This window comes from Ditibartonella apis (genome assembly GCF_001952075.1).
Classification (GTDB): domain Bacteria; phylum Pseudomonadota; class Alphaproteobacteria; order Rhizobiales; family Rhizobiaceae; genus Bartonella; species Bartonella apis.
Genome location: NZ_LXYU01000004.1, coordinates 455,381 through 467,793, shown reverse-complemented (window position 1 = coordinate 467,793; position 12,413 = coordinate 455,381). Strand labels below are relative to the sequence as shown.

Below are 12,413 nucleotides of genomic sequence, written 5' to 3'. Positions count from 1 at the left end.
GTTAACTTATGGCTTAGATAGCGTCTACGCCCGTTTCACCTGTACGGATGCGGATAACCTCTTCGACAGATGAAACAAAAATTTTCCCGTCGCCAATGCGACCGGTTTGTGCAGCTTTCCGGATGGCCTCGATTGCCGGCTCTACGGTTTCATCGGCAACAACAATTTCGACTTTTACCTTGGGGAGAAAATCAACAACATACTCGGCGCCACGATAGAGCTCGGTATGGCCTTTTTGCCGGCCGAATCCCTTGGCTTCGGTAACGGTTATACCTTGCAAGCCGACATCCTGAAGGGCTTCCTTTACTTCATCAAGCTTGAACGGCTTAATGATAGCTTCGATTTTTTTCATATTGATCTCGCCTCCAACGTTAAACTTTAGCTTCGGTAACCGCTTTAAGTCGATTTTTTCAATCACTAACAAGTTATAAGCATGTTTTGTGCCAAGTTGGAAAAATAAAGCAATAACTCAACAATATTTTGTCAGAATGTAGAATTCACCGTTTGTTAACTATGACGAATTTGACAAAACCGCGTATAGTGAGCTGAATAAATCCTGTCGCAATGAATAAAAAATAGGCCCCATGATGAAAAAATATGCAATTCCCGGATTGAATACACATTTTCCCGTTGAACTTTTGACGCCTGAAGAAATGGGTAATGCGGATCATTTGGCTGCCACATTAAACAGGGAAGATAGTTTCAAGCTCATGGAACGGGCAGGGCAGGCTATCGCCGATATTGTTCTCAATGACTATCGGCAATGCAGAACGATAGCTGTTTTATGCGGGCCAGGAAATAATGGCGGCGATGGCTATATGGCTGCGCATATTCTAAAAAGCCATGGCTTCGAGCCCACCATATTTGCGTTGGGGACACCAAGAGCAGGAAGTGACGCAGAAAAAGCAGCCGCTTTGTGGGGCGCAAAGCACTTGGCTTTTGATAATTTTTCATCTCCACAGGATTTCGATGTTGTTATTGATGCCTTGTATGGAGCAGGGCTTGATCGCCCGTTGGAACAATCGCTTCAGGAAAAATTGAAAAGATTGAATGAAAGTGGCATTCCGGTCATTGCCGTTGACTTGCCTTCCGGTGTTTTCGGACAAAACGGGGCAATAAAGGGAGAAGCTGTCAAGGCATCAACGACTGTCACATTCTTCCGGTTGAAGCCGGGACATGTGTGTTACCCCGGAAGATTACAATGTGGCGAGATCAGACTTGCCGATATAGGCATTCCCGAAAAAGTACTTGAAACTATCAAGCCGACACGTTTTATCAATTTTCCTTCACTTTGGCTCAAGAATTGGCCGGAACTGGACTATGATACACATAAATATCGTCGGGGACATGCCGTGGTGTTTTCCGGCCATCAATCATCAACCGGTGCTGCGAGACTTGCTGCCCACGCTGCGGCAAGAAGCGGAGCGGGACTTGTTACAATAGTTTCGCCGGAAGATGCACTTCTCGTTCATGAAATGCATCTCACCAGTATCATGCTCAAGGAAATGGGGAGTGATACAGAAATTCTCGACTTTCTCGAAAACCGGAAAGTGCGTTCGGTCATTCTTGGCCCCGCATTCGGCTCATTGGAGCGTGCTCTTTCGATTATTAAAGTCGTCCTTTTGAAGAGTAAAATTTTTACGCTCGTTCTTGATGCTGATGCGCTCACCGCTATGGCCGGAAAAGGCGAAGAAATATTCGCCCTTATCAAACAATCGCCGGTCAATGTTATATTGACGCCCCATGAAGGCGAGTTCCAACGCGTTTTCCCGTCTGTTGCACACATGGAAGACTTGTCGCGTATAGAGAAAGCCGCAAAAGCGGCAACGGTTAGCGGTTCAGTGGTCGTCTATAAAGGCGCGGATACAATCATTGCTTCTCCCGATGGGCGCCTGGCAGTGAACGTAAATGGAACACCGTTTCTCGCCACAGCAGGCGCTGGCGACGTGCTTTCGGGGATTATCGGCGGCTTGAGTGCGCAAAAAATGCTGCCTTTCGAGGCAGCTTGTGCCGGCGCCTTTCTCCACGCGCGGTGTGCAGAACATTTTGGACACGGCATGATTGCAGAAGATATCGTTTCGGCAATTCCGTTGGTTCTTTCCGAGGCAATTATGTGACTAATTTATCACAATTTAACTATAGATGGCAGTTTTTCCCAATTTTGTCTTTTCATTGGGGAAACGCTGTCTCATAACACCGTTACAAAATTCTATTTATTAGAGCCTATCGGGCACAGGGAGAAATCCGTATGAAAATTAAAGCACTGTTGGCAGGTTCTGCTGCTGCCATGGTCATATCGAGTGCATCTTACGCTGCCGATGTTGTCGTAGCAGAGCCGGAACCTGTCGAATTTGTACGCGTTTGCGACGCCTATGGACAGGGGTATTTCTATATCCCCGGTACCGACACATGTATGCGCGTTGGCGGATATTTGCGTGCTGATATAAAGGGTGGCGACAATGTCTATGCCTACAAGGGCACCAAAGATCGTGACACCTATGCATGGCGCGCCCGTGCTGAATTGCGTTTCCAAACAGCTAGCGAAACCGAACTAGGTACCTTGCGCACTTTGGTTGAGCTACGTAACCAATGGGACGATGGTGACGATACATTGGGTGGGCAAGCTCACTTTGCCTATATCGAATTGGGTGGTTTGCGCGTTGGTGTTGACGAATCGATTTTCTGGCATTGGACGGGTTATCTCGGTAAGGTCTTGAACGATGATGTTGTTGATCCCGGCATGTTCCAGCGCACCAATGTTTTAAGCTATACGTTCTCGGCAGATAACGGTTTTTCAGCAATTATCGGTGTTGAACAAGGTACCGATAAAGGAAGCGATAATCCTGGGGACAATTATTATCTCAAAGGCATGGGTAAACGGGTTGGAACCGGTGCAGGCGTAAGCTATCGTAATGACGCTGATGCTCGCCACTTCTATAGTGGTAGCAGCATTGATGATTACACACCAAATGTTCTTCTCGGTGCCAAATATGTTCAGGGTTGGGGCTCTATCGCTGCAGTTGGCGCTTATGATGCACAATGGGAAGAATGGGCTGCCAAACTCCGCGTCAATTTGAATGTAACCGATCAGTTGTCAGTCTGGGTCATGGGCGGATATAAGACCAATGATGACTATTATGCCTATGACGATGTCTATAATCATGATCGCCCCAACAGAAAGCATGATTTCTATTATCGCATGCATACGAGCCAATATGGTGACTGGGGTGGCGATTGGGCCGTTTGGGGTGGTACAACCTACAAGGCTACCAAGAAGGCATCTTTCAATTCGCAGTTGACCTATGATGACACGGATGTATTCAGTGCATCGGTCAATATGGCTTACGAGCTTGTTCCGGGTCTCGTTGTTACACCTGAAGTTTCTTATCTGAACTTCGGTAACGATAAGAAGTGGGACGATGGTTCACGCGTTACATTCCATGGTGATAATGCCGTTCAGGGAATGTTGCGTATGCAGCGCAATTTCTAAAATCAAATTAATTGAGTTTTCGAATGGCGGCTTTAGCCGCCATTTTTTTTGAAAAATTTAGTGTGGTTTTTAATTTTATGAGATTGTTTGCGTTAAAACGAAATTACGAATGCACAATATGCGGGAAAATTGCGCAATAAGGTGGTAAACCGAACCACTTCGGATGTTCAGGTTAAAAAGGCGGGTTGAAGATTTGGACTATAAATATCCGGTTTTAGAAAATTTTTCCCTGCTTATCCGGAATTGAAGCAGCTGATCATCCAGAAAAACATGTTTAACATATTCATTGAACGAGATGTGTTTTATGACGATCCCGTTATCAGCTTCAAAAGAAATATGACCTGCTATCAGAATAACGATACGAAAATATTACACTGACAGAGTTCGATATCCTTTAGATTAAAACACTTGCAGAGATGAGATGCAGCTTGTGAGAAATGCTATTGATCGATCCGGCGATATCGTTTTTTTGGCTTTCGTTTTTTAAGTTCAGCAGTTTTCTGCTACAAAAGCCTTCAAAGAAGGCAGGAATTGAACATCCCTGCCTTTTTATTATTTTCTTGAAAAGAGTTTCGTTTGTCCGTGTGTTACGATACCGCTTTTTTTGTTGGCCGGCGTTCCAGAAGCTCTTTCAGGAACTGTCCGGTGTAAGAGCGTTCGACTTTCACAATATCTTCTGGACGGCCGACAGCAACGATTTCGCCGCCGCCATCGCCACCTTCGGGACCAAGGTCGATGATCCAGTCGGCTGTTTTGATCACTTCAAGATTGTGCTCGATAACAGCAACGGTATTTCCCTGATCGACCAATTCATGCAGAACTTCAAGAAGTTTCGCAACGTCGTGAAAGTGCAGACCTGTTGTCGGCTCGTCAAGAATATAGAGTGTCCGACCGGTTGCCTTGCGGGCCAGTTCTTTTGCTAACTTTACGCGTTGTGCTTCACCGCCGGAAAGGGTTGTCGCTTGTTGCCCGACCTTGACATAGCCAAGCCCGACCTTGACCAATGTATCCATCTTGTCGCGAATAGCGGGGACTGCTTGAAAAAATTCCGCCGCTTCGTCTACCGTCATATCAAGGACATCGGCGATGGATTTACCTTTATAGGTGACTTCCAACGTCTCCCGATTATAGCGTTTTCCGTGGCATACATCGCACGTTACATAGACATCCGGCAAAAAGTGCATTTCGATTTTTATGACACCATCGCCCTGACAGGCTTCGCAGCGCCCGCCCTTGACATTGAATGAAAAACGTCCCGCCTGATAACCACGGGCTTTTGCTTCCGGCAAGCCGGCAAACCAATCACGTATTGGCGTGAAAGCGCCGGTATAGGTTGCCGGATTCGAACGCGGTGTGCGCCCGATCGGGGATTGGTCAATGTCGATAACTTTGTCGAGATATTCAAGCCCCTCGATTCGATCATGTTCTGCCGGATGTTCGCGGCTTCCCATGATGCGGCGCGAGGCCGCTTTGAACAGAGTCTCGATAAGGAATGTCGATTTGCCACCACCCGAAACACCGGTGACACAGGTAAACGTTCCAAGAGGAATATCGGCTGTAATATTCTTTAAATTATTGCCTCTCGCCCCGACGACGCGCAATTTCTTTGTCTTGGAAATTTTGCGACGCTCGGCCGGCACGGGAACAAACATTTTACCTGAAAGATATTGGCCGGTGAGTGAAGCCGGATCATCCATAATATCTTTTGGCGTTCCTTGCGCGACGACTTTACCTCCGTTAACACCCGCGGCCGGACCGATATCGACAACATAATCAGCAGTCAGAATGGCATCTTCATCATGTTCGACAACGATAACTGTATTGCCGAGATCGCGTAAATGTTTAAGTGTTTCAAGAAGACGTGCATTATCGCGCTGGTGTAATCCGATAGACGGTTCATCCAGAACATAGAGAACGCCGGTCAAGCCTGATCCGATTTGCGAAGCAAGTCGGATACGTTGGCTTTCACCACCCGATAATGTACCGGAGGCACGCGCTAGAGTGAGATATTCAAGTCCGACATCGTTCAGAAATTTCAAACGGTCGCGAATTTCTTTCAAAATGCGTGAAGCAATATTCTTCTGTTTTTCATTGAAGGTTTTGTCAACTTCCTGAAACCATTTGTCGGCTTTGGAAATCGACATTTCGGACACTTCACCAATATGAAGTTTATTGATTTTTACAGCTAGAGCTTCCGGCTTCAACCGATAGCCTTTACATGCCGGACAAGGGGAAGATGACATATAACGCTCAATCTCCTCGCGTGACCAGGCAGAATCAGTCTCTTTCCAGCGCCGTTCCATATTCGGGATAACACCTTCAAAACTTTTTGTCGCAGAATAGGAGCGCATACCGTCGTGATAGGTAAATGTTACTTCTTTTTTGCCCGTGCCGTAAAGGATAGCGTGACGAGCTTCTTCGGAAAGGTCTTTCCATTTGTCGGTAAGCTTGAAGTGATATGCCTTTCCGAGTGCTTCAAGTGTCTGATTGTAATAAGGTGAAGAGGATTTCGACCATGGAGCAATCGCACCGGCTTTCAAAGACAAATTCTCGTCTGGCACCACCATTGCCGGATCAATTGCCTGAAGCGACCCCAAGCCGTCGCAGGTCGGGCAAGCACCAAACGGATTGTTAAAAGAAAAAAGCCTCGGCTCAATTTCGGGAATTGTAAAGCCGGAAACAGGACAGGCGAACTTTTCAGAAAAGAGTAAACGCTCGTGTGTGTCATTTTTCGATTTATTGGCTGAACCGCCGGCTGTTTGTTCTTTTGGAAGCGGTTTATCAGCAAGTTCTGCAACGGCCAATCCATCAGCCAGATGAAGACAGGTTTCAAGACTATCGGCAAGGCGGGCGGAAATATCAGGTCTTACGACAAGGCGGTCAACGACAACATCAATATCATGTTTATATTTTTTATCGAGCTCGGGAACATCAGCTATCTCGTAAAAAACGCCGTCAATTTTGACACGCTGAAAACCTTTTTTAAGGAGATCAGCCATTTCCTTTTTATATTCACCTTTGCGTCCGCGTACGAGCGGAGCCAGAATATAGAGCCGTGTTCCTTCAGGAAGCGCCATAATACGATCAACCATCTGGCTTACGGTCTGGCTTTCAATGGGTAACCCAGTGACGGGCGAATAGGGCACACCGACCCGCGCAAACAACAAGCGCATATAATCATGAATTTCGGTAACCGTGCCGACAGTTGACCGCGGGTTACGACTTGTGGTCTTTTGTTCAATAGAAATTGCCGGAGAGAGACCATCAATCTGGTCAACATCCGGTTTTTGCATCATTTCCAGAAATTGTCTGGCATATGCCGAAAGGCTTTCAACATATCGCCTTTGCCCTTCGGCATAGATCGTATCGAAAGCAAGCGACGATTTGCCGGATCCTGAAAGGCCAGTCATGACAATGAGTTTGTCTCGTGGCAAATCGAGATCTATGTTCTTTAAATTATGTTGGCGGGCACCACGTATTGAAATATATTTCTGATCGGACATATTTGGCCTTGCGGGGAAAGAACAAAAATGGAACACTCGCTTTCAAATAGGTGAGATGGTCAAAAATTGCAATGGTAAGATTCGACCCAAAACAATAACGAAAATAGAAGTTCTGTGGAAATTCAATGAATAAACCGGGCTTTTTTGCCCCAAGCTTAAAAATAGATTATATGGTGGCAAATTGAGCTTTAGCATTTAATTTTCGGTTTTTTGCCGCGCAGTTTGGAGTTTTTATAATGGCAGGCAGTGTTAACAAGGTCATTCTGGTTGGTAATCTCGGTGCAGATCCGGAAATTCGCAGGATGAATTCTGGCGATCAAGTAGCAACTTTGCGCATTGCAACATCGGATACGTGGCGTGACCGTAATACTGGTGAGCGTCGCGAGCGGACAGAATGGCACAGTGTCGTTATTTTTAACGAAAATCTGGTCAAAGTTGTCGAGCAATATCTGAAGAAGGGCGCAAAAGTTTATATTGAAGGACAGCTGCAAACCCGCAAATGGCAGGATCAAAACGGTAACGACCGTTATACGACCGAGGTTGTTCTACAAAAATATCGCGGTGAATTGCAAATGCTTGATAGTCGTGGAGAAGTTGGCGCCGGTCGCCCACAGGTAAGCGATCAATCCGGTTCTGGTGGTTTCGGCGGCGGGTACGGCAATTCCGATCAGGGTGGAAACAATCAATCAGAAAGCAATTTTTCACGCCAGCTTGATGACGATGTTCCATTTTGAGGCTCTAGTTCTTTAGCGATTATCCCGCCTTGCAATTGCCGTTCCATACATTGAATTGCGGTTGCCGCGTAAAGCGTTGTCGCGACCTTCTTTGAACTGCATTTGCGTAATTCAAAAATTTTAAAGTGCTTCGCGTTTCCGTTGTTCCTCATTAAATCGCAGATTTTAGCAAAAACGGGAGCGAGGGGCTTTTATAGATTTTAGCAAAAACGGGAGCGAGGGGCTTTTATGAAGCCGAAAAGTCTATCTTACAGCCTTCTTAGCATACAAATAAAGTTGACATTTCAATATGCAAGATTGGGTGAATTGAAGCAGCCTATCCCAGAGTTGTCCGGAATGACTGCCACCCGTAGGGTGCGAACTGTTTTGAACACTTCTTCGTTTTGGACGTCCCAGCAATCTTTCATGAAAATTCGATCTGCAACCAACGATATACGCAACAATCCTGAAATGATGGGTGAAGGGGCGTTTAGCGGTGATGCAGTTTCACACAATATGGAAGAGAGCCAAAATTCCGTTGGCAACGAATTGAACCGCCAATGCTGCAAGGATGACACCGAACAGGCGCGTGAGTATTGTTCTGCCCGTTTCACCAAGAAGTCTGTCGATAGGATGGGCAAGAAGCATGAAACCGTAACAGACAATGACCGAAATCAGGATCACAAAGCAGGAAACGGCAGTGCCGATAAAACCCGGATTCTTGCTCGCCATAAGAATGGTGGCTGAGATCGCGCCGGGGCCGGCGATCATCGGTATTGCAAGCGGAAAAGCTGCAATATTGTGAATATGGTCGCGTGTAACCGCGGTTTTGACAGACTTTTGTTTTCTCGCCGAGCGTTTTTCGAAAATCATTTCGAAAGCAATCGCAAACAATAAAATACCGCCTGCAATCTGGAATGCACCGAGTGAAATACCCAAACCTTCCAAGATCGCCCCACCAATAAGCGCGAAAGCGAGCAGAATGACAAAAGAAATGACAGAAGCAGCCATTGCGGTGGACTTGCGTTCCATATGGGTCATTTCGCGCGTCAGTCCGAGGAAAATCGGCACCAGCCCCACAGGATCAATCGTAACCAGTAATGTGATAAACGCATTCAGCAACAAACCTGCATCAAACATGATTGTTACTCCTTGGTGCGCCATCATTCGGTATTTGCCAAAATGAGGGGCAGTTAAAATCATTCATTTCCGCTCTCATGGCACAAATTCAACATAAAGTCATCCACCGATTTTTCTTGTGGCCAACTAACACACTGAAAATAAAAGCCAAATCCATACATAGAAGGGCAAGAGAAATTGGCTTTTCGGGGCATTTTTCGTTATAAAGGAAGGGCTGATTCTATTAAGGAAGTTGTGTAGCCGTGAACGATCAAATTATACCACCAGATTCAGGAAATCCGAACGGTATTGAACCGGTCAATATTGTGGAGGAAATGGAGCGCTCCTACCTCGATTACGCCATGAGCGTGATTGTATCGCGTGCACTGCCTGATGTTCGTGATGGTATGAAACCGGTCCATCGACGCATTCTCTATGCAATGAACCAGATGGGGCTTTCTTATAACAAGCCTTATCGCAAATCTGCCGGTGTTGTCGGCGAGGTGATGGGTAAATTCCACCCTCATGGCGATTCGTCTATTTATGATGCGCTGGTCCGTATGGCGCAGGATTTTTCGCTGCGCGTTCCGCTTATTGACGGGCAGGGAAACTTCGGTTCAATTGATGGTGATCCGCCGGCAGCTATGCGTTATACCGAATGCCGGCTGGAAAAAGTTTCCGATAGTCTGCTTTATGATATTGATAAAGAAACGGTCGATTTTCAGGATAACTATGATGGCCGTGAGCAGGAACCGATTGTCCTTCCGGCACGTTTCCCGAACCTTCTCGTTAACGGTTCAGGCGGTATTGCGGTCGGTATGGCCACCAATATTCCGCCGCACAATTTGGGCGAAATTGTTGATGGTTGCGTCGCACTCATTGATAATCCGGCCATAACGCTCGACGAAATGCTCAAGATTATACCGGGGCCGGATTTTCCGACCGGCGGGATCATCCTCGGGCGCGCCGGCATACGTTCGGCCTATGAGACGGGACGCGGCTCGCTCATTATGCGTGCCAAGGTTGAAGTCGAAGATATCCGCAATGACCGTCAGGCCATCGTTGTTACCGAAATTCCCTATCAGGTGAATAAAGCGACAATGGTCGAAAAAATTGCCGAGCTTGTACGCGAAAAACGTATTGAAGGCATTTCGGATTTACGCGATGAATCCGATCGTGAAGGCTATCGCGTTGTGATCGAGCTGAAGCGCGATGCCGTTGCCGATGTTGTATTGAACCAGCTTTACCGCTACACACCTTTGCAAACCTCGTTCGGCTGCAATATGGTTGCGTTAAATGGCGGTAAGCCTGAACAGATGACGCTTCTTGACATGCTTAAGGCGTTCGTCCTGTTCCGTGAAGAAGTTGTTACACGGCGTACCAAATTTTTGCTGCGCAAAGCACGTGAACGTGCCCATGTTTTGGTTGGTCTGGCAATTGCTGTTGCCAATATCGACGAAGTCATCCAGCTTATTCGTAATGCACCGGACCCGCAAACCGCACGTGACCAGTTGATGACACGTCGCTGGCCGGCTGCGGAAGTCCGCCATCTTATTGAATTGATTGATGACCCCCGTCACATTATTCATGAGGATAACACCTATAATCTTTCGGAAGAGCAGGCGCGTGCTATTCTTGATTTGCGCTTGCAACGCCTGACAGCTTTGGGGCGCGACGAGATTGCCGACGAGCTCAATAAAATTGGTGCTGAAATTACCGATTATCTCGATATTCTGGGTTCTCGTTTGCGCGTCTTGACTATTGTCAAAGACGAATTGATGGCTGTTCGCAATGAATTTGCCACACCTCGTCTTACGTCATTCGGCTCCGGTGGTGCCGAAATGGATGACGAAGACCTCATTGCACGTGAAGAAATGGTCGTCACTGTAAGCCATAGCGGCTATATCAAGCGCGTTCCGCTCAATACTTATCGGGCGCAACATCGCGGTGGTAAGGGCCGCTCCGGCATGACAACAAAAGACGAGGATTTTGTAACCCGTCTGTTTGTTGCCAATACCCATGCACCGGTTCTGTTCTTCTCTTCGCGCGGTATTGTTTACAAGGAAAAAGTGTGGCGGTTGCCGGTCGGTACGCCCCAATCGCGTGGTAAAGCGCTCATCAATCTTCTGCCGTTGCAGCAGGGTGAACGCATCACTACAATCATGCCATTGCCGGAGGATGAAGAAAGCTGGAGCGAACTTGATGTCATGTTTGCAACAACACGTGGTACCGTGCGGCGAAACAAGCTTTCCGACTTTGTACAAGTTAATCGCAACGGTAAAATTGCGATGAAATTCGACGATGATGAAGATGAAATTCTGTCTGTCGATACCTGTACGGAAAATGATGATGTGGTTCTCACCACTGCCGATGGTCAATGTATCCGTTTTGCCGTTTCCGATGTTCGTGTCTTTGCCGGTAGAAATTCCATTGGCGTGCGCGGTATCAATCTCGGCGAAGGTGATAAAGTCATCTCAATGGCTATTCTGGAGCATGTCGAGGCAACACCAGCCGAACGGTCGGCCTATCTCAAACGCGCCGTTGCCGAACGCCGTGCAGCCGGTAACGATAGCGATGATGTGACGATCAGTGACGAGGAAGAAGCAACAGGCGATGCCGATCTTAGCGACGTACGTTATAACGAGTTGTCTCAACATGAACAGATGCTGTTGACAGTAAGCGAGTTTGGTTATGGCAAACGTTCTTCATCCTACGAATTCAGAATTTCCGGTCGTGGTGGCAAAGGAATAAGAGCCACAGATCCTTCAAAGACGGCCGAAATCGGCAAGCTGGTTGCGGCTTTCCCCGTTGAGGAAAGTGATCAGATCATGCTTGTTTCGGATGGAGGAAAACTCATCCGCGTTCCGGTGGCAGGAATTCGCATTGCAGGACGTTCGACAAAAGGTGTCACGATTTTCGATACAGCCGAAAACGAAAAAGTTGTTTCGGTTGAACGCATCTCTGAATCGGAAGACGACAGTGACGTTGACGAAACTGTGGCGAATGATGACAACGGTTCATCAGACAATTCTGATACGCAAACGGATGATTGAATAATCAGGTCATATCAGGATGGCTGACGGGAGGTGAAAGATGAAAGTAGCAATTTTTGCTGGTTCGTTTGATCCGATTACCAATGGACATCTTGACGTTTTGCGGGGTGCCTTTGGAGTAGCTGACAAGGTTGTTGTTGCCATTGGCATCCACCCGAGTAAAGCCCCGCTTTTTACGTTTGAAGAACGTAAGAAACTGATTGAAACGGTCGCGAAGACTGTTCTGAGAGACACAGAAAAGCGTTTGGAAGTTATTTCCTTCGACAATTTGCTGGTTAATACAGCACGTGAGATCGGCGCAAATTTTATCATACGTGGTTTGCGAGATGGAACCGATTTTAACTATGAAATGCAGCTTGCCGGCATGAATAGGGCGCTGGCACCCGGAATACAGACATTGTTCTTGCCAGCAGCTGATGCGGTTCGGTCAATTTCCGCTACTCTTGTTCGGCAAATTGCATTGATGGGTGGTGATGTTTCGCCCTTTGTTCCTGAAAATGTGGCATCCGCATTGATAAAAAAATTCAAATCATAA

8 protein-coding genes are annotated in these 12,413 nt (G+C 47.0%); 5 read left to right on the top strand and 3 right to left on the bottom strand.

Going from position 1 to position 12,413, the window contains the following annotated elements; translation table 11 throughout:
* Nucleotides 1-13 precede the first annotated feature (13 nt).
* Nucleotides 14-352 (bottom strand): P-II family nitrogen regulator, encoded by a 339-nt coding sequence (locus PEB0122_RS11180; RefSeq protein ID WP_075870859.1) that lies wholly within the window; start codon nt 350-352, stop codon nt 14-16.
* Nucleotides 353-584: 232 nt separating this feature from the next.
* Here PEB0122_RS11180 and PEB0122_RS11175 point away from each other — a divergent pair, with 232 nt between their 5' ends.
* Together PEB0122_RS11175 and PEB0122_RS11170 are read left to right on the top strand one after the other, a co-directional pair.
* The gene (locus PEB0122_RS11175; protein ID WP_075870512.1) at nt 585-2,117 is read left to right on the top strand and encodes an NAD(P)H-hydrate dehydratase; all 1,533 of its coding nucleotides are present in this window, start codon (nt 585-587) and stop codon (nt 2,115-2,117) included.
* Between the two features lie 131 nt (nt 2,118-2,248).
* Nucleotides 2,249-3,490: a porin gene (locus PEB0122_RS11170; protein ID WP_075870513.1), complete on the top strand. Its 1,242-nt coding sequence runs from the start codon at nt 2,249-2,251 to the stop codon at nt 3,488-3,490.
* A 587-nt stretch (nt 3,491-4,077) separates the two neighbouring features.
* Here the strand turns inward: PEB0122_RS11170 and uvrA are convergent.
* Nucleotides 4,078-6,993, bottom strand: coding sequence for an excinuclease ABC subunit UvrA (uvrA, locus tag PEB0122_RS11165; protein WP_075870514.1), 2,916 nt, complete (start codon nt 6,991-6,993; stop codon nt 4,078-4,080).
* Between the two features lie 236 nt (nt 6,994-7,229).
* On the opposite strand from uvrA, the gene ssb reads away from it, so the two are divergent.
* Entirely contained in the window at nt 7,230-7,727 is a 498-nt protein-coding gene (gene ssb / locus PEB0122_RS11160) for a single-stranded DNA-binding protein (protein WP_075917199.1), read from the top strand.
* 486 nt (nt 7,728-8,213) lie between these two features.
* Here ssb and PEB0122_RS11155 read toward each other — a convergent pair whose 3' ends face one another.
* Entirely contained in the window at nt 8,214-8,846 is a 633-nt protein-coding gene (locus PEB0122_RS11155) for a MarC family protein (protein ID WP_075870860.1), read from the bottom strand.
* A 314-nt stretch (nt 8,847-9,160) separates the two neighbouring features.
* On the opposite strand from PEB0122_RS11155, the gene gyrA reads away from it, so the two are divergent.
* Nucleotides 9,161-11,878: a DNA gyrase subunit A gene (gene gyrA / locus PEB0122_RS11150; RefSeq protein ID WP_178391805.1), complete on the top strand. Its 2,718-nt coding sequence runs from the start codon at nt 9,161-9,163 to the stop codon at nt 11,876-11,878.
* Between the two features lie 40 nt (nt 11,879-11,918).
* On the top strand, nt 11,919-12,413 hold the full coding sequence (gene coaD / locus PEB0122_RS11145) for a pantetheine-phosphate adenylyltransferase (RefSeq protein WP_075914574.1): 495 nt from the start codon (nt 11,919-11,921) through the stop codon (nt 12,411-12,413).

Excerpts from the sequence above, each read along its gene's own strand:
- coaD (WP_075914574.1), top strand. The coding sequence starts at position 11,919 with ATGAAAGTAGCAATTTTTGCTGGTTCGTTTGATCCGATTACCAATGGA.
- PEB0122_RS11180 (WP_075870859.1), bottom strand. The coding sequence starts at position 352 with ATGAAAAAAATCGAAGCTATCATTAAGCCGTTCAAGCTTGATGAAGTA.
- gyrA (WP_178391805.1), top strand. The coding sequence starts at position 9,161 with ATGGAGCGCTCCTACCTCGATTACGCCATGAGCGTGATTGTATCGCGT.
- uvrA (WP_075870514.1), bottom strand. The coding sequence starts at position 6,993 with ATGTCCGATCAGAAATATATTTCAATACGTGGTGCCCGCCAACATAAT.
- ssb (WP_075917199.1), top strand. The coding sequence starts at position 7,230 with ATGGCAGGCAGTGTTAACAAGGTCATTCTGGTTGGTAATCTCGGTGCA.
- PEB0122_RS11170 (WP_075870513.1), top strand. The coding sequence starts at position 2,249 with ATGAAAATTAAAGCACTGTTGGCAGGTTCTGCTGCTGCCATGGTCATA.
- PEB0122_RS11175 (WP_075870512.1), top strand. The coding sequence starts at position 585 with ATGATGAAAAAATATGCAATTCCCGGATTGAATACACATTTTCCCGTT.
- PEB0122_RS11155 (WP_075870860.1), bottom strand. The coding sequence starts at position 8,846 with ATGTTTGATGCAGGTTTGTTGCTGAATGCGTTTATCACATTACTGGTT.